This is a genomic window from Peribacillus sp. NJ11 (assembly GCF_030348405.1).
Classification (GTDB): Bacteria; Bacillota; Bacilli; order Bacillales; family DSM-1321; genus Peribacillus.
In genome coordinates this window covers 558,839-575,636 of record NZ_JAUCFO010000001.1, presented here as the reverse complement: position 1 = coordinate 575,636, position 16,798 = coordinate 558,839, and the positions used below count along the sequence as shown (strand labels likewise).

The following is a 16,798-nucleotide window of genomic DNA, read 5'->3' as shown; positions in this document are numbered from 1 at the left end:
TCGTAAGTTTAAAAAGGATGGATCCCTTAGGATCCGTCCTTTTTTTGATTAAAATGTGAATTTCCGTATTTCTTTGTGCATTTCCTGGGATAAGGCATCCAATTCACTAGCCAGGGCATTTAATTGTTCCATGGAAGCATTCGTTTGTTCTACGGATGCAGATACTTCTTCTGTTCCTGCCGCAGTTTCCTGACTGATCGAGTTTAATTGTTCTGCGTTACTCGCCATCCGTGTGACCTCCGATACCATATCGTTCATCATCTTTTTTATTTCGTCAAAATTGCTGAATGTGTTCGCAATAATCGACGCAATGTGACTGAAGGCATTTTCCGTATCCGTTACAGAAGTATCCTGATGGTGGATTTTTTGATTGACTTGGTCAATCAAATGAACGGTATTGGTTGTGTCGCTTTGCATGGCTTGAATGATTTCAGAGATTTCTTTCAGGGAGTATTCCGTCTGTGCGGCCAATTTCTTCACTTCATCGGCAACAACTGCAAACCCTTTTCCGTGCTCGCCAGCCCTGGCCGCTTCGATGGCAGCATTCAGGGCGAGTAAATTAGTCTGTCCGGCAATTCCGCTTATGGTCTTTACGATCGCACTAATATCATTGGACCGTGCATCCAAAGATTTGACTGCCGTACTCATCTTACTGGATATCAGGGACGTTTCATTGAATTGCTGTTTTAGGCCTTGCACTTGAGTGATTCCGTTTTCGGAAGCCTTGAACATATTTTCGGATTCCGTGGCCATTTTGCTCGTTTGCGCTTCAAAATCATTGATTTTGTCAGCAAATAGCTTTACAGCGATTTCGTTATTCTGCCCGACTTCGATTTGGTCGATGGCACCCGCCGCTATTTGTTCCATCGTCATGGCCACCTCGTTAGCTGCAGCTGAATTCTCATCTGCACTAGCCACTAACGTCATGGAGGATTCTGATACTTTATCGGAAAGGTTGTTAACTTGCCCTAGCATATGGCTCATATTTCTGGTCATTAAGTTAGTGTCTTCTGCAAGCTGCCCAATCTCATCTTTCCTGGAAATGAAATTCTTGGATGTGAAATCGCCGTCAGCCATTTTCCGTATGGATTCCTGCAGCTTTTTAATGGGATTCGTTAAAGAACGGGTGATGAAGATGGCAGATAGTGCAGTCAGAGTAAAGACAATCAACAGTGTGATGATATTATCGATTATCATCGGGCTTGCACGGACGAGCACTTCATGTTCATCCATTAGCCCTGCTATTCTCCATCCTGTGTTTGGATTGGTAGCGTATCCGATGATTCGGCTTTGCCCGTCATATTCCTCGATCATTGATCCGGATTCACTTTTCATTTTTTTGAACATATTTTCCTTTGATATATCCTGTTGAATTTTTTTCTTGTCTGGGTGCGTAACGAATGACCCGTTCTTATCCAGCAAAACCGTATAGCCCGTTTCGCCGAATTTCGTTTGATTAACCATCTTGACCAAAGTATCGATCGAGATGTCGACACCGAGCACGCCTATTAATTCATTACCATCATATAAGGCTTTTGCTGCCGTAATGACAAGTTCATTCGTAGCCTGATCGGTATAAGGTTCCGTCCAAATGGTCTTGTTTTTTTGTTTCAATGCGGATTGATACCAATCCCTTTGTCTTGGATCGTAGTCAGCCGGCAATTCAGTTTTTGGGAATATAAATGCTTTTCCATCCTTCTCTGTGCCGAGATATATACCATTTATTTCTGAGTTGCTGGATTGCGTATAAGAAAATTCATCCATTATGGATTCGAGGTTCTTATCATAAGTACTCATGATAGGATATTTTCCGATCCTATCCAATTGATTTTCCGTTTTTTGAAAGAAGATTTCGAAAGAATCATTCATTGACTTGACTTGTTCTTCAGTCGTTCCGGTAAGTTCCTGGGTCGTCAAATCGATGCTGTTTTTATAGCTCATGTAGGAGATGGCCATTCCGCTTATCATGATCAAAGCTAAAAAGGGAATCAATATTTGTTTTTTTAGCGAATTAAAATACCAGTCTGTCCGTCTTCTCATATGGACAATCCCCCTTCTTATATACCTCTAATTAATTTTGGCTTCTATTTGATAATTCGGTCTTCTTTCGCTTTTTTGAAGTGACAAGTTAGAAAATTCCAATATTAATTTTGTCGTGAAGTCGAAGGTGGGAAGGGAGTGGAAAAAGATGAAAAAAAAGCTGACTGCAATAGTCAACTCTCCAAACATTGAATCTTATTCGACTTGGATATTTTTTGTCCTGCCCTTATACCATGTGTAAAATTCGTCAGCATATTCAACGGATACATCTTGGAGCTTTGTATGGTGTACAGGCTTGGAGCGGTTGATCGTTTCAATTGAGGCAAGCCCGAAAAACTTTTGCATCTTCGAACGTTCCACCTCAATTTGAATGATCTTGCTTCTTTTGGTAATGAATAGTGATGTTTCCAAACTTCCGGATTTAAACTGAATGAACTCATCATTTAACAAGTAACGGCTATTATTGTAATCCATTATTCTCAATGTATAAATGAGAACGAGTAGGATAAGTGATATATACCATAGGGAGGGTTTGAAATAATAGATTGCCACCGTTGTGAGAATCCAGAAAAAGCTGGGCCGCAGCATTCGGATTTTGAAGGCCTGCTTCGACAACGACTCCATTGACCGTTCCACTTTGTAAGCGGGTAAAATCTCTTCTACCATCCCATATGCCCGTTCAACGGATAAAAAAGGATATAGAGTATTCGTTTCCAGTTCTTCATCACCTGTACTTCCTGCGCTAATCAGTTTCACTTCTGCCAATCCTAGCAATCTTTTAATGATTGATTGGGTGATTTCGACAGCTTGTACTTTTTCTTTCTGAATGGAAAAAGCAGATTCGTCCAGTACACCTTTCTTGATATATATACGCTCGTGATCGGATGAAATTTCATATTTTCCATATTTAACGAATGTGGAAACGATTCCGAAGGCAACGGCTACACATATGAGACAGACAAGAACGATGGTTATGATCCACCATGTATCCAATAACTTGGCAAAAAAACCTTCTGCATTCTCCAAATTGAAAAAATCATCGAGTGTATTATATAACGTAGCCACAATCGGGATAAGAGCCAAAAAGCTGAGTGATGTAAAGGAAGCCTTTAGAACGTCTTGTTTGGTGGGTGTGAAATGAATCGTTTTTTCATTGAATGGTTCCATATTCTCCGCAATTCGTTCTTCGTGAATATCCACTTCGATAACCGAAAGTTCTTGTTTTGAAGAATATTCCCCCTCTAGCCGTTCTGCCTCTTTTCGGGAAATCACCTCGAATGGCACGGTACCCTGATCACCAGTCATCCCCGTTTCGAATGTTAATGAGGTTAAGCGGAAAATCTTATGGAATAATGTCGTACGTTGTTGAACATTCTGTACTTTATGAAGCGGGACCGTTCGATACGATTTCGAGACAAGCCCTGAAGTAATATAGATGGTTCCTTCTTTTATTTGATATTTATACGTAAACCATTTAAGGATGACAGAAATGACTTTCCAAATCAGATAAACTAGAAAACCGATTTGGAGTACCTTCATATACATCTTTTCAGAACCGAAGTTCAGGACATAAAGCATGATTATGAAAAATACATTCCCTTTCAGCAATTTCCATAATTCGAAGGGGATTTTGAAAGGGTGTAATCGTTTTGCATGTTCTTCCATCGTTAATCCACTTCCTTTATTTTTGCGAAATGGGCAATTTTATCTCTTAATTCATACGCCTCTTTCTTCGGGATGGCGGGAATGTCATGAGAGTTTCCCATTGTTCCGATACTTAGTGAATAAAGGTTATATTTTCTTAAAAAAGGGCCTTGGTTCAATTTGACGGACTGAACCTTCGTCATCGGAATGAGTTCATGCGTTTCACTCCAGGCTCCACGTTTTGTTTGAATGAATTCTTCGTTCACGTCGTAACGCCAATACTTTTGCAACAAGATCGGTTCAATGAAGATGGACCAGATTGCATGGAAAAAAGATAATGTGATAAGTCCGTATAAAATCCATCCAATCCATTCTGTCCAAGCGAAATGATCATCAACATATAATAGGATGCCAAGGACGGTGAGGATAATGAGATTGGTAATGGCTTCAGTCATCCGCCAAACCTTCACGGATTCTTTGGAAATTTTCTTCGTTGGTGGCTGTATCTTTGAATACATATATTCACTCCTTACTATGTCTTCATACTTATACGGATTATCATTCAAAAAAGTTCCCTGTAATCGTACATGTAAATGAATCATGAAGTCGGGATTGCCTAATGGATCCCATTGAATGGGGCCGAATAATCCTGCAGTTTCATGAGTATGTATAAACTAGGGAGGTTCAAGTGGATTTTTTCTTTTTATATGACCGTAAAATGGACAAGATAGAAGTGGTGAGTTATGAGAGTGGGAGTGATAGGTTTGACATATAAAAGGAAGTTGAGTTTTATATTCTTCCTGTTTTTGATTTGTTTTTTTAATGGAGAATCGATGCAGGCAGCGAATGATGATGGAAACCTAGGACAGAAAATCCAACAAATATTGGATGATTCACCAGGATTGGCAGGGGCGTTAACGGGAATTTCCATCCGTTCAGCTAAAACAGGAGAAATGATTTATGAACGAGGGGCGCAAACAAGATTGCGGCCTGCTTCGAACCTTAAGCTTTTGACCTCAGCAGCAGCCTTGGAAACATTAGGGGAAGATCATGTTTTTCAAACGGAACTATACATAAATGGAGTGCAGGTTGGCCATGTTCTGCAGGGAGATGTGTACCTGAAGGGAAAAGGTGATCCCACATTATTGGAAAAGGATTTTGATGAGCTGGCAGCTTCACTGAAGCAAAGGCGAGTTAAGCTCATTCATGGAAATCTTATAGGTGACGATTCTTGGTATGATGATGTTCGTTATTCCCAAGACTTAGTTTGGAGCGATGAACAGGAATATTACGGAGCAGCTGTTTCAGCTTTAACCGCTTCCCCTAATGAGGACTATGATACCGGCACCATCATCGTGGAGGTAACACCCGGGGAAAAGCCTGGTAAAACGGCAACGGTGAAGCTGAAGCCGGAAACGGATTACGTGAAGGTCATCAACAAAACGAAAACGGAATCTGTAGACGGCAATAAGGAAATTGAAGTTGAACGGTCCCATGGCACAGATGTCGTTACTGTGACGGGGACCATTCCCGAGCATGCCGGGGTGACCAAAGAGTGGATCTCGGTGAAAGATCCTACAGAATATGCCCTGAGCTTATTTAAAAAATCAATGTGGAAACATGGAATTAAAGTGTCGGGAGAAAGGAAAAAAGGGAAAACGCCAGTAGGGGCGGACTTAATCGCCACTCATCAGTCCATGCCGCTTTCACAACTGCTTATACCTTTCATGAAATTGAGCAATAACGGCCATGCCGAGGTTTTGGTGAAAGAAATGGGCAAAGAAGCAGAAGGGGAGGGGAGCTGGAAAGATGGTTTGAAGGTTGCTCGAAATCTGATGAATGGTATGGGTCTCGATATGCAAACGATCATAATGCGTGATGGATCCGGCATTTCCCAAGTCAATATGATTCCAGCGAATGAAATAACTAAGCTGCTATATGCCGTACAGGAAAAAACGTGGTTTCCTGCTTACTTGAATGCATTGCCAATTGCGGGAGATGAAAATCGGATGGTGGGCGGTACGCTAAGAAAAAGAATGAAAGGGACAAATGCAGCTGGAAATGTCCGAGCGAAAACAGGGACCATTTCAGGAACGAGCTCCTTATCAGGTTATGTGACGACCAAAAGAGGGGAAAAAATCATATTTTCGATCATTGTGAATAATTTTGTTGAAGAAAAAGGCATCACGGCAATCCAGGATAGGATAGCCGTAATGCTTGCAGAACAGGAAAACCTATTGGGGAGAGGCCTTTAGTATCTATTTGGAAAGGTATATTTGAAGTTCAGGAAAATCTGCGATGAACAGATCTGCATCAGCCAATTCATTTTCTTCGGCAAATCCGAATTGGCAGCCCACAGCCGTTAAGCCATTTTCCTTTGCTGCCTCGATGTCGGACTTTCGATCTCCAATCAGAATGGCGCTTTCAATTCGATAGTCTTTCAATAACATTTGCACCAAGTCGGTCTTCGATCCTTTCGAAGACCTTTCCACGCTATATATGTCGGTAATAAATTCATGTAACCCAAAATAAGAACAAATTTCTTCCAAGTACTTTTCTAGACCATTGCTAGCAATGAAAATGGAAATTCCAAGCTGTTTGATCGTTGACAAAGTCTCCATGACGAGAGGGAAAAGCGAACCTTTTCCTTCTTTGATTTCTTGTATCAAACACTCTAAAAAAAGTTGATCAGCTTGCTGGCGAATATGCGCGGGTTGCTTTGGTAACAGAGTTTCCCAAACGACTGTTAGTGGGACGCCCATAATCCTTTGGTACGTGGCAAGCGGGGTATTTCCTATCCAGCTCCCTTCTGATCGAAGGATCTCAAATGTTCTTTCAAGTGAAGAACCTAATATCTTGTTAGTTTGAAACAAGGTACCGTCCATATCGAAAATGGCGGCAAATTGGATGTTATTCAATACTTGCCCCTTCTTCTTAGTTTTTTTCATTTTATCCTCTCAAGGAAGGGATATAAGGGAGGACGATGAAATAAGTAGTATAGGAGGAATGCTAATGACCTTTCCAACACTTAATGGATAGTATACGATTAAAAGTCTTATAACTGATGTTCTCGAAATTTCAAAAAAAACGATCTCCATATATAATGGCCATAGATGGTCGGGGTGGGTCTGGAAAAGTACACTCGCCTCCCGTTTCCAAGCATAATGTCGAGGTAGTGCGGTCATTCATATAGACGATTTTCATTTGCCATCATCGAAAAGGGTCCAACTGCCCCCAGCCCAAAAACAGATTGGTGCGGATTGTGATTCGAGACCGCTTTTTAACCAAATCCTGAAACCGCTTACTGAGGGGAAAGAAGCAAGGTATCAAAGGTATGAGTGGGAAACGGACACTACGGCCGAATGGCATATGGTTCCTGCTGGGGTCATTATTGAAGGAACGTATTCTATGCGTAAAGAAATGGAAGGGTCCCATGATTTCACGATTTGGGTGGAATGTCCCCGTGATACGTGGCCTTTAGAGGGATGGTGAAGATGCGCGTCAAATGTGGGAGGATAATAATAACTGGATGGTTCATGAAGATCGCTATGTTGACGAACAAAGGCCTCAGGAAAGAGTGAATATTGTGGTGGACGGAACAAGCTGAATCCAGGGATATCTGGAAAGTCACTGTTAATTGTAAGGGTTTACCTGTAAAATTCATATTGAATTTTTAGATAAAATTCTGGGGAACCGGAATCATGGGGGGAAACTATGTTTACTAATGAAGAACAAGCTGCCGTATATAAAGCCATTTATAACCGAAGGGATATCAGGAGTTTTTTGCCTAAGCCCATTTCAAAGGATGTACTCCGCAGAATTTTGGATGCTGCACATCATGCGCCGTCTGTAGGATTCATGCAACCTTGGAGTTTCATTGTAATTTCATCTCAGGAAACCAAGAACAGTTTGGCATGGGCAGCGGATAAAGAAAGACGGGCACTCGCTATTCATTATGAAGGCGGTAAAGAAAATAAGTTTCTTAGTTTGAAAGTGGAAGGTTTAAAAGAAGCACCATACACCATTTGTGTAACATGTGACCCGACACGGGGAGGCTCCCATGTTTTGGGGAGGAACTCCATTCCGGAAACGGATATCCTATCTACAGCCTGTGCGATTCAAAATATGTGGCTGGCTGCCTGTGCGGAAGGATTGGCAATGGGATGGGTAAGCTTTTATAAGAAAAGTGATATTCGGGATATTTTGGAGATTCCGCCGCATGTGGAACCCATTGCACTCATGTCGATTGGCTATACCGATCAATATCCGGATAAACCCATTCTTGAACTTGCCAATTGGGAAAAAAGAAGACCAATGGACGAACTTATTTTCGAGGATAAATGGGGTAATAAATAAAACTCGAATAATAATGAATGACATTAGGATACTAAATCCTCTTTCAGTGAATTGGGGAGGACTTAAGACAACCGTTACACAGGTATTTGGAAAGTTTGAATTAATAAGTGTATGGAGCCCCTGGTTCAGGGGTTTTTTGTTTATGTGGCATTCACTAGACCTTTAACAGAATCAACGGAAAGTATGGAAGAGTCTTTTAAAATTCCCCATCTATCCATTTAAAAAGACTCTTCCAAAAGATGCATCTTTTGAAAGAGTCATAGCTAGTTTTTTTGATTTTAAAATCTGCGACGTTTGGAAGATCCCGGTATACCCAAGTCTTCGCGGTATTTAGCAATGGTGCGGCGAGAAATTTTTGTCCCTTCATTTTCGAATATCTGACAAAGTTTCTGATCTGAAAAAGGCTTTATCTTATCCTCATCGGCAATCAAGACCTTTATTTTTTCTTTGATGGTCGCAGTGGATTCGGTCGCTTGGCTGTTCACTCGGTTTAAGCCTCTAGTAAAGAAGTTCCTTAATTTAAATAGGCCATGCGGTGTCTGAATATATTTATTGCTTGTCGCCCTGCTGATTGTTGATTCATGAAGTTGGAGTTTTTCCGAAATGTCTTTCAGTGTCATAGGTTTTAAACCAGCAATTCCCTTTATGAAAAATTCTTGTTGCTCCTCCACTATTGTAGATGTCACTTTGTAAAGTGTCATTTGTCTTTGTTCAAGCCCTTTTAATAGTAATTGGGCATCATCTATGTGACCTTTAACATAATCTTTTACCTCATTACCAGGATTCATAGCGAGGTGGTTCTTATAGTAAGGATTGATGGAAAGTTTAGGTATGTAGCTGTCATTGACCGTTATCAGAAACCCTTCTTTTTCTTTTTCCACGTAAACGTCCGGAACGATGTAATGAGTCATATCTTTGGAAAAGTGACTGACGGGACGAGGGTTTAACGTCCGGATGAAATCAGAGGCCTCTTGTACTTCCTGAACAGTCACGTTGTAAAGGCACGCAATTTTTCTGTAGCGTTTTTCTGCTAAATCCGTTATGTGCATTTTAACGATCTTATACGCCAATTCATTGTAATCCTCATGCTCTCGCAGCTGAATGAGTAAACAATCGGTCAGATCTTTTGCCCCGACTCCAATGGGGTCAAGGGATTGCAATACTTGAATCATATCTTCTATTTCTTCCACGGACACGGAAAAATGCGAGGCTGCCCAATTTCCATCCAATTCAAGGTATCCATATTCATTTAAATTCCCAATAAAAAATTGGAGAATCTTCCTTTCGATGGCTTTCAAGGACCTTAACATACTCATTTGTTCCAATAAGTGGTTTTCCAGTGTTTCTGTGTTGCCGGAATAATTATTGATCGGGTTGTAATCATTTTCTCCGTTGAAACTTTTACTTTTAGAGGAAGATCCCCGTAACTGAGAATTAATTTTATGTGTACGAATGGAAGATTCAGAGGATCCGGGGGGTTCTTTAAATGTTTCGCTTATTTCGAGTACGGGATTTTCGTTTGCCTGTCGATGTAGGAAATCTAATAGTTCATAGGTGGAATATTGAAGGATATTGATCGATTGCTGTAATTCAGGAGTTAATGATAATTTCATGGTTTGTTTTTGGAGCAGTTCAAAACCTACCCGCATATATATCAACTTCTTTCGTTTAGATTAACCTAGCGGCAAAAAAGGAATGTAAAGTAATAACACGATAATAATACAAATCTTCCGAAAATTCAATATTGTATGTAAGGTTATGTAACATCTAACGGTGGAATTCAACATAATGCCTGTAAATTAGTACTTTTTCTAATGAATGGGGGGGTGATTTGAATATGAATCGAGTGATTTGTATATGAATCGATATTCACTCGTAATGATTTGATTATGAATCATTTTAACTTGAATACCTTTAATATAAGGCTCATATAATTTGGCATGCATCTTGCTATATCTATAAATATATATAAATAAAATAGTTTAGCAAAAAAATACATTACATGAGAAGGGTGTTTTTTACATGATTAAAGAGAAGACGGGTATTCAGGAATTAATCGATTTGGATAAAAAGCATTTTATTCATCCTACTACGGCAATCGAACAACAGCAGACAGATGGTCCAAGTTTCATTTTTACTGAAGGTAAGGGAATATATCTTACGGATGTCAAGGGCAGGACTGTCATTGATGGCATGGCTTCACTTTGGAATGTGAATATTGGCCATGGACAAGAAGAGTTGGCTGATGTGGCGAAGGAACAAATGGCGAAGTTAGCTTTCACCTCAAGTTTCGCCACTTTCAGCAATGAGCCGGCAATCCGGTTAGCGGCCAAAATCGCTTCCATCGCTCCTGGGGATTTGAATGCAGTTTTCTTCACTTCAGGTGGATCGGAGTCGAATGATACGGCCATCAAACTAGCTCGTCATTACTGGATTTTGAAAGGGCAGCCTAATCGACAAAAAATCATTTCCCGCTCGAAATCCTATCATGGAGTGGCAATGGGAGCTACAAGTGCGACTGGTCTGAAACCGTTCCGGGACTTCACGAATTCAACCGCACCGGATTTTTACCATGTGGAAGGTTCCTCCATTGAGGAGTTGCGTAAGGTCATTGTACAGGAAGGACCTGAAACGATTGCGGCATTTATGGCTGAACCGATTCAAGGAGCAGGTGGCGTGAACCTTCCTCCTGAAGGCTATTTTAAGGAAGTAAGGGAGATTTGTAATGAATACGGCATTTTAATGGTGACGGATGAAGTCATTACAGGTTTCGGTAGAACAGGGACTTATTTTGGAATTGAGCACTTTGGCGTTGTACCGGATATGATGTGCTTTGCAAAAGGTGTTACGAGCGGATATGCACAGTTAGGCGGGGTCGTCCTGAATGATAAGATGCATCAAGACTTCATAGCCCTTTCAAAAGGCACGCTTTTACATGGCTACACATACAGTGGTCACCCTATGGCTTGTGCGGTTGCTTTGAAAAATATTGAAATAATTGAACGTGAAAACCTGATAGAAAACTCGAAACAGCGTGGTGAAGAGTTGCTTGCTGGCTTTAAGAAGCTTCAAAGCAAACACCCGATTGTTGGTGATGTTAGGGCACTTGGACTAATTGGGGGCATCTCCATCGTAAAGGACAAACAAACAGGGGAAGGCTTTGAGACACAGCTTGCTCCAAGACTGGTTGCTGAAGCGGCAAAGAATGGTTTGATTTGTCGGTCTGTTACGTTTGACCAAGATACACTCGTATTCGCACCGCCTTTAATCATTACTAAATCGGAAGTCGAAAGAATAATTGAAATCCTTGATAAGACATTTACTGCTGTAGAAAAAGAAATTTTATAAGAGGTGAAAAGGATGGTCATGACGGAAACGCTGAAGAAGAAATTATTCATTAATGGTAAATGGCAAGAAGCAGAAAAATTCACGACACTAAAGTCTCCCTATAGTGGGGAAGTACTTGCGGAGATTCCTTCAGCAAGCCTTGAAGATGTCGAATCGGCGATAGAATCAGCCTATCAAGCTAGAAAAACAATGGCTGCTTTACCTAGCCATAAACGGGCTGCCATACTTGAAAAACTTGCGAGTCTTTTGGAAAGCCGAAAAGATGAAGCAGCTGAAATCATTGCTAAAGAGGCAGCGAAACCGATTAAAACGGCTATGGGGGAAGTAACCCGGACGATCGCCACTTATAAATTTGCAGCAGAGGAAGCAAAAAGGATTCATGGCGAAACATTGACGATGGATGCTACAGCTGACGGGGAAGGAAGGATTGGCTACACCGTCCGTGAGCCGATTGGAGTTGTGGGTGCGATTACGCCTTTTAATTTTCCGATGAACCTTGTTGCTCATAAAGTAGGGCCGGCCATTGCTGCAGGAAATACGCTTGTCTTGAAACCTGCGAGCCAAACACCGCTATCTTCGCTATTTCTTGCTGAGCTGTTAGCCGAAACGGATTTGCCGGCAGGTGCGTTTAATTTAGTTACCGGAAGCGGTTCGGTAATTGGTGATAAATTAGTCACTGATTCAAGGGTGAAGAGCATTTCATTCACTGGAAGTCCTGCTGTAGGAATCGGGATTCGTAATAAGGCAGGGTTAAAGAAAGTGAGTCTTGAACTTGGTTCAAATGCAGCTGTCATAGTGGATAAAGGAATAAATATCGATAAAATCATCAAGCGCTGTGTATCGGCGGCATTCGCTTTCCAAGGGCAGGTCTGTATTTCCTTACAGCGCGCATATGTTCATGAAGAGATATATGATGAGTTCGTCAAAAAATTCACTGAAGCAACGAAGGACTTGAAGCTTGGTGATTCCATGGATCCCGCAGTGGATATCTCGGCATTAATCAGCCCTGGCGATGTACAGCGAAGCCTGGACTGGATTGGTGAAGCTAAACAACACGGTGCGGTTGTTGCAGCAGGAGGTAAATCTGAAGGGAATATCCTGCATCCTACCGTGTTGCTGGAAGTGGATGCAAGGCTTAAGGTATCTTGTCAGGAAGTCTTTGCTCCCATTGTTTTGATCAATAAAGTTTCGTCCGTTGAGGAAGCGATTGATATGGTCAATGATTCCGAATTCGGATTGCAGGCCGGGATTTACACAGAAAATATCAATTTGGCACTTTCTGCCGCAGAAAAATTGGAAGTCGGCGGTGTTATCATTAATGATATCCCAACTTACCGTGTCGACAACATGCCATATGGCGGAATCAAAAAAAGCGGGACGGGCCGCGAAGGGTTAAAATATGCCATTGAAGAGATGACGGAAATGAAATTGGTCATTTTTAACCGAAATTAATGTATTAAGAGATGAGCAGCTGCTCATCTCTTTTTTTGAGCTGCTGATTTTACTATTTTTCTATGAATTTATAAAAGAGCTGGGGCGAAAGTTGTGAATGTTTTATGCAGAATTGAATAGGGAATTCACGATTGAATTTAAATGGTACAGGAAAGGGCAAGAAAGTGTGATTTCCCTAATATTTCAAACTGGCATGAATCTTGCTCATATCTTATATAGGTAGATAACTTAAAATCGAGGAGGAATTTATATGCAGGAAACTTTACAAAATAACACGAAAAAAGAAGGAACGGGAGCACTGGACTTAAAGATGTACATCAATGGGGAATGGGTGAATTCGACTTCAGGTGAGAAGCGGGATGTATTGAATCCGGCCACGGGAGAAGTTATTGCTACAGCTGCAGAAGGCACACAGGAAGATGTTGATGCAGCTGTCGAGGCAGCGAAATATGCTTTCTATGAAGGTGGATGGTGGGGAACTCCGGCAGTGGAGCGAGCTCGCATTTTATTCAAAATTGCCGATAAAATAGAAGAAAAAGCTGAAGAACTTGCTGCGTTGGAAACATTGGATAATGGGAAGCCATTGCGTGAGGCTCGTTATGACATAGATGATTCAGCAGCCTGTTTTAGATATTATGCAGGATTGGCTACAAAACCGACAGGTCAGACTTATGAAGTTCCTGATGGCCAGCAAGCGATGGTCGTAAGGGAACCGATCGGTGTATGCGGGCAGATCGTCCCTTGGAATTTCCCTCTAATGATGTCAGCCTGGAAACTGGCCCCGGCACTGGCTGCAGGAAATTCCGTTGTGTTCAAACCATCGGAGGTTACACCAGTGACAGCTGTCAAACTATTTGAAATCATGGATGAGGTCGGATTGCCTAAAGGTGTCGCAAACCTAGTGTTAGGAGCGGGGCCAGTTGTCGGACAGGCCATTGCCGAACATGAAGAAATAGATAAAGTAGCCTTTACGGGAGGAACGGCAACTGGACGTAAGATCATGGAGGCTTCACTAGGTAACCTAAAGAAAGTGACATTGGAGCTCGGTGGGAAATCGCCTAATATCGTATTTGCGGACTCTGACTTCGAGACTGCAGTTGATTATGCTCTCTACGGGATTTTCTGTAATCAAGGACAAGTTTGTTCAGCGGGCTCCCGGTTACTTTTGGAGGAGTCCATTTACGATCAGTTCATTGCAAGCCTTACTGCTAAGGCGAAAAAGATCAAAGTAGGCTCAGGTTCCGATGAAAAAAGCCAAATGGGTCCTATCGTTTCAGAGGCCCATATGAACAAGATATTATCGTATATCCAAATTGGAAAAGAAGAAGGAGCCAAATTAATCGTCGGTGGAAACCGAATTAAAGAAGAAGGCTTGGATAAAGGTTACTTTGTCGAACCTACTATTTTTGTTGATACGACACCGGACATGCGGATTGTACAGGAAGAAATTTTTGGACCGGTGCTTGTCGTTCAAAAGTTCAAGGATGAAGCGGAAGCTCTTCGACTTGCCAATGATACGAAATATGGTTTAGCGGGAGCGGTGTTCACGAATGATATCGCAAAAGCGTACCGTGTCATTAAAAAAGTACGTGCCGGCATCACGTGGATAAACTCATATCACCCGACTTATAATGAAGCTCCTTGGGGAGGATTCAAGCAAAGTGGAAATGGACGCGAACTGGGCACTTTCGGTTATGAGGCATATACGGAAGTGAAGCAAATCAATAACAACTTGGACATTCAGCCAACTGGTTGGTTTGATGAAGAGTAAATAGCTAGACGAAAAGGCTGTTCCTTGTGGAACAGCCTTTTTTATGTTGATATGCAAAAAAACGGAAATCGCCGATATAACTCCAGAATCGCCGATATTACTTATAGATTCGTGGACTTATGTTGGACTTTTTCAAGATCCACCCGTCCAGAAAAGAAAACGGCGCCATTGCCCATATCTGAGAGGCGATCTGGAGTAAGGGCATTGATGAGTTGTTTCGTTTCAGGTGCATTCTGCCACAAGCCTTGGCTGACAATTACGCCGGGTAACACATTTTCACCGGGAGCGGCGGTAAGCAAGCATTCACCGCGGCCGTTCCAGATTTTAACCATATCTCCGGAAGCTATCCCTAACGTTTTGGCATCAGCTGCATTGATGTGCAGCTTAGGTTCCTTTTCCAAGGAGATATGTTTGGCATTATTTGAAAAGGTTGAATTCAAGAAGTTATGATTAGGTGCCGGTATGAATAAAAATGGCAGTTCGCTGTCTTTTATGATTGGTGTATATGTTGGTAGAGGCTGATATCCATCGCGCTTCATCCGTTCTGAATAAAGTTCGATTTTACCGCTTGGTGTCGGTAGCTTGCCTGGGAACATCCGGTGCATCTTGGCTTTGACAAATTGATTCCTTGAAAGGGAGTCATAGGTGATGCCATCCAAATGCGGATTATCGGGAAAATCAAGCGCCTGCCGTATCATATCTTCTTCTGAATCTTTAAAAGCTTGTTCCTCAAAACCCATTCCATCAGCTAAAAGTTTGAACAATTCAACATTCGATTTCGACTCGCCATATTTATCGACTACAGGTTTCTGTATTTGGACGTAATTATGCCAGTATGAATTATAAAAATCCTCCGTTTCATAAGATGATGTGGCAGGGAGGACGAGGTCAGCAAACATGGCCGTTTCGGTCAAGAATAGATCATGGACCACTGTGAATAGATCTTCCCGCATTAGACCTTCCTGCACCTTATTTGCATTCGGAGCGACAAGTGCTGGGTTGGAGCCGTATACAAACATGGAGCGAATCGGGTTTTCTTTTTCCAATAGAGCTTGACCGATTTGGTTCATATTAATGGTCCGAGTAGCTTTATTATGCAATAAATCAGGACGTCTTAAGGCATTTGTATTAAAAGCCAGATATCCTGAATTCCCTTTGATGGCCCCGCCGCCTTCCGTCATCCATTGCCCGGTAAGTGCAGGCAGGCAGGCAATGGTGCGTACTGCCATGCCGCCATTATCATGGTGCTGCAGCCCATTGCCTATTCGGACGAATGATGGAGTGGTAGTGCCATACATCCTGGCTAATTCATATAAGTCATCCATTGGAACGCCGGTGATCGCGGAGACGGTTGCAGGGTCATATTGGCGGACGTGTTCGCGCAATTCAGCAGCACCCACTGTGTATTCATCAAGAAAAGGCTGATCGACTAGATTCTCGGCAAATAGAATATGCATTAAACCGAGGGCAAGGGCACTATCGGTACCAGGCAGGATCGGTATGAACCAATCTGCCCACTTACCGGTTTGGTTTTTATGTACGTCAATGACAACTACTTTGGCCCCGTTTTTTCGGGCTTGCTGTGCAAGCGTAACTTGGTGCATATTTGTGCTCACCGCATTAATGCCCCACATGATGAAAAGCTTTGTATGAATCGTTTCTTCAGGGTCGATGCCGAAAGAACCACCCATTGTATAGTTGTATCCGACTGAGCCGGCCGCGTTACAAATGGAACGCTCAAGCATGCTTGCACCGAGTTTGTGAAAAAAACGGCGATCCATACCCTCTGCGCTTAGGTTACCCATGTTTCCATAAAAGCTGTAGGGAAGTATGCTTTCAGGACCATGCATTTCGAGCAGATCATTCCATTTGGAAGTAATTGTGTCAATGGCCTCTTCCCAGCTGATTGGAGCGAATTTCCCTTCTCCTTTCGGGCCGATGCGCTTTAATGGCTGCTTTAAGCGATTGGGGTCATATAGGCGGGCAGTCATGTTCCGGACCTTGTTGCAAATATTCCCTTTGGTGACTGGATGATCAGGGTCCCCTTGAACTTTAATGATTTTCCCGTCCTTTTTGTGCAGCAGTAGACCGCATTGATCAGGACAGTCAAGAGAGCAAACAGAGGGAAAGACTCCATCTGGCTGATTGATATAGGATTGCATGGGCGTATTCCTCCTAATAATTTAA

At 42.1% G+C, this 16,798-nt stretch carries 12 protein-coding genes; 6 read left to right on the top strand and 6 right to left on the bottom strand.

All coding sequences use genetic code 11. The features are described 5' to 3' along the window. Positions 1-48: 48 nt before the first annotated feature. The 3 genes from QUF86_RS02910 to QUF86_RS02900 form a co-directional block, all read right to left on the bottom strand. Positions 49-2,040, bottom strand: coding sequence for a methyl-accepting chemotaxis protein (locus QUF86_RS02910; protein ID WP_289333579.1), 1,992 nt, complete (start codon positions 2,038-2,040; stop codon positions 49-51). 195 nt (positions 2,041-2,235) lie between these two features. Beyond that, positions 2,236-3,705: a PH domain-containing protein gene (locus tag QUF86_RS02905; RefSeq protein WP_289333578.1), complete on the bottom strand. Its 1,470-nt coding sequence runs from the start codon at positions 3,703-3,705 to the stop codon at positions 2,236-2,238. A 2-nt stretch (positions 3,706-3,707) separates the two neighbouring features. Next, positions 3,708-4,202 (bottom strand): PH domain-containing protein, encoded by a 495-nt coding sequence (locus QUF86_RS02900; RefSeq protein ID WP_289318119.1) that lies wholly within the window; start codon positions 4,200-4,202, stop codon positions 3,708-3,710. 315 nt (positions 4,203-4,517) lie between these two features. Here QUF86_RS02900 and dacB point away from each other — a divergent pair, with 315 nt between their 5' ends. Beyond that, entirely contained in the window at positions 4,518-5,939 is a 1,422-nt protein-coding gene (gene dacB / locus QUF86_RS02895) for a D-alanyl-D-alanine carboxypeptidase/D-alanyl-D-alanine endopeptidase (RefSeq protein WP_483313946.1), read from the top strand. Positions 5,940-5,942: 3 nt separating this feature from the next. Here dacB and QUF86_RS02890 read toward each other — a convergent pair whose 3' ends face one another. Further along, positions 5,943-6,632 carry an HAD hydrolase-like protein gene (locus QUF86_RS02890; RefSeq protein ID WP_483313905.1) on the bottom strand — a complete coding sequence of 230 codons (690 nt, stop codon included), beginning with the start codon at positions 6,630-6,632 and terminating at the stop codon, positions 5,943-5,945. Between the two features lie 256 nt (positions 6,633-6,888). Between QUF86_RS02890 and QUF86_RS02885 the strand changes: the two genes are divergently transcribed. Both QUF86_RS02885 and bluB read left to right on the top strand, forming a co-directional pair. After that, a complete protein-coding gene (locus tag QUF86_RS02885) occupies positions 6,889-7,176 on the top strand; it encodes a nucleoside/nucleotide kinase family protein (protein WP_289333576.1) in 288 nt (95 codons plus the stop codon). A 222-nt stretch (positions 7,177-7,398) separates the two neighbouring features. Further along, positions 7,399-8,040 carry a 5,6-dimethylbenzimidazole synthase gene (gene bluB / locus QUF86_RS02880; protein ID WP_289333575.1) on the top strand — a complete coding sequence of 214 codons (642 nt, stop codon included), beginning with the start codon at positions 7,399-7,401 and terminating at the stop codon, positions 8,038-8,040. A 278-nt stretch (positions 8,041-8,318) separates the two neighbouring features. Here the strand turns inward: bluB and rpoN are convergent, their stop codons facing one another. Next, the gene (rpoN, locus tag QUF86_RS02875) at positions 8,319-9,689 is read right to left on the bottom strand and encodes an RNA polymerase factor sigma-54 (protein ID WP_289333574.1); all 1,371 of its coding nucleotides are present in this window, start codon (positions 9,687-9,689) and stop codon (positions 8,319-8,321) included. A 373-nt stretch (positions 9,690-10,062) separates the two neighbouring features. Here rpoN and QUF86_RS02870 point away from each other — a divergent pair, with 373 nt between their 5' ends. The 3 genes from QUF86_RS02870 to QUF86_RS02860 all read left to right on the top strand — a co-directional run bounded on the left by QUF86_RS02870 (position 10,063) and on the right by QUF86_RS02860 (position 14,611). Further along, on the top strand, positions 10,063-11,388 hold the full coding sequence (locus QUF86_RS02870) for an aminotransferase family protein (RefSeq protein WP_289333573.1): 1,326 nt from the start codon (positions 10,063-10,065) through the stop codon (positions 11,386-11,388). Positions 11,389-11,406: 18 nt separating this feature from the next. Beyond that, positions 11,407-12,840 (top strand): aldehyde dehydrogenase family protein, encoded by a 1,434-nt coding sequence (locus QUF86_RS02865; RefSeq protein WP_370016967.1) that lies wholly within the window; start codon positions 11,407-11,409, stop codon positions 12,838-12,840. Between the two features lie 250 nt (positions 12,841-13,090). Further along, entirely contained in the window at positions 13,091-14,611 is a 1,521-nt protein-coding gene (locus QUF86_RS02860) for an aldehyde dehydrogenase family protein (RefSeq protein WP_289333571.1), read from the top strand. A gap of 101 nt (positions 14,612-14,712) precedes the next feature. Here the strand turns inward: QUF86_RS02860 and QUF86_RS02855 are convergent, their stop codons facing one another. Next, positions 14,713-16,773 (bottom strand): molybdopterin oxidoreductase family protein, encoded by a 2,061-nt coding sequence (locus QUF86_RS02855; protein WP_289333570.1) that lies wholly within the window; start codon positions 16,771-16,773, stop codon positions 14,713-14,715. Positions 16,774-16,798: the final 25 nt, after the last annotated feature.

Coding starts and splice junctions, on each gene's coding strand:
- QUF86_RS02910 (WP_289333579.1), bottom strand. CDS start 2,040: ATGAGAAGACGGACAGACTGGTATTTTAATTCGCTAAAAAAACAAATA.
- QUF86_RS02905 (WP_289333578.1), bottom strand. CDS start 3,705: ATGGAAGAACATGCAAAACGATTACACCCTTTCAAAATCCCCTTCGAA.
- QUF86_RS02900 (WP_289318119.1), bottom strand. CDS start 4,202: ATGTATTCAAAGATACAGCCACCAACGAAGAAAATTTCCAAAGAATCC.
- dacB (WP_483313946.1), top strand. CDS start 4,518: ATGCAGGCAGCGAATGATGATGGAAACCTAGGACAGAAAATCCAACAA.
- QUF86_RS02890 (WP_483313905.1), bottom strand. CDS start 6,632: ATGAAAAAAACTAAGAAGAAGGGGCAAGTATTGAATAACATCCAATTT.
- bluB (WP_289333575.1), top strand. CDS start 7,399: ATGTTTACTAATGAAGAACAAGCTGCCGTATATAAAGCCATTTATAAC.
- rpoN (WP_289333574.1), bottom strand. CDS start 9,689: ATGCGGGTAGGTTTTGAACTGCTCCAAAAACAAACCATGAAATTATCA.
- QUF86_RS02870 (WP_289333573.1), top strand. CDS start 10,063: ATGATTAAAGAGAAGACGGGTATTCAGGAATTAATCGATTTGGATAAA.
- QUF86_RS02865 (WP_370016967.1), top strand. CDS start 11,407: ATGACGGAAACGCTGAAGAAGAAATTATTCATTAATGGTAAATGGCAA.
- QUF86_RS02860 (WP_289333571.1), top strand. CDS start 13,091: ATGCAGGAAACTTTACAAAATAACACGAAAAAAGAAGGAACGGGAGCA.
- QUF86_RS02855 (WP_289333570.1), bottom strand. CDS start 16,773: ATGCAATCCTATATCAATCAGCCAGATGGAGTCTTTCCCTCTGTTTGC.